This window comes from Pedobacter terrae (genome assembly GCF_900100705.1).
GTDB classification, from domain to species: domain Bacteria; phylum Bacteroidota; class Bacteroidia; order Sphingobacteriales; family Sphingobacteriaceae; genus Pedobacter; species Pedobacter terrae.
In genome coordinates this window covers 1-1,134 of sequence record NZ_FNCH01000061.1, presented here as the reverse complement: position 1 = coordinate 1,134, position 1,134 = coordinate 1, and the positions used below count along the sequence as shown (strand labels likewise).

Genomic DNA, 1,134 nt, shown 5'->3' with positions numbered 1-1,134 from the left:
CTTTAACATTACTGCTTTTTAAGCCTGCCCGCTCAAACATCCACAACAACCATTCTTTTCTACTTTCCTGGCTGTTCTCTTTAATTGCTTTTACAATTTCTTTGGAAGTATATTCTTTTATTCTGCCCAATAAAATATCTGGATTATGATTTTTTGCACTAAAAATTAAATGTATGTGACTTGGCATAATGCACCAACAATAGAGTTCCAAACCCAGCTTGTTCTTGCAGTAAATTAAACTGTTTACGATAATATCGCAATATAAATGGCGTACAAATATATCTATCCAATATACTGTTGCAAAACTTACAAAGTATAAACCTTCTTTATTGTAGAATTTATATTTACGACTCATTTCTTTAGGTTTTTCATATGTGACACACCGGCGCTAGTTATAAAGTTTTTACGCTTTATTTTTTATAAAAATACAGCATGAATTAACCATTTTAGCTGGGTAGGGGGACAGATAATGGTTTTATTTATAGAGGTTATTGTAATTTACAATATAAGAAAATGACCGAAAATAAAATTGTACTTTCTTAAATATTTCGATACGCTTGAATATCGACTATAAATAACTTTACTCGTAAAGGATTTCCTTCTGCTATACTTTTATTTAAGGGACCGATAAAATACGACCTCTTAAATAAACGAGCGTGTGAATTGCTGAATTATATTGCACACGCGGCACGCGTGCGCTAGCAGGGGGCGTTTACCGCGAATGAAATATATTAAGATGCACCCGTATTAATGCACCAGTATCAAATGCACACGCGGCACGCGTGCGCCAGCAAGGGGGACAGATAATGGTTTTATTTATAGAGGTTATTGTAATTTACAATATAAGAAAATGACCGAAAATAAAATTGTACTTTCTTAAATATTTCGATACGCTTGAATATCGACTATAAATAACTTTACTCGTAAAGGATTTCCTTCTGCTATACTTTTATTTAAGGGACCGATAAAATACGACCTCTTAAATAAACGAGCGTGTGAATTGCTGAATTATATTGCACACGCGGCACGCGTGCGCTAGCAGGGGGCGTTTACCGCGAATGAAATATATTAAGATGCACCCGTATTAATGCACCAGTATCAAATGCACACGCGGCACGCGTGCGCCAGCAAGGG

1 protein-coding gene is annotated in these 1,134 nt (G+C 35.4%); it reads right to left on the bottom strand.

The window, feature by feature from the left end:
• A partial coding sequence (locus BLR60_RS24735; RefSeq protein WP_208600715.1) for a transposase occupies positions 1 to 355 on the bottom strand: 355 nt, incomplete at its 3' end.
• Positions 356 to 1,134: the final 779 nt, after the last annotated feature.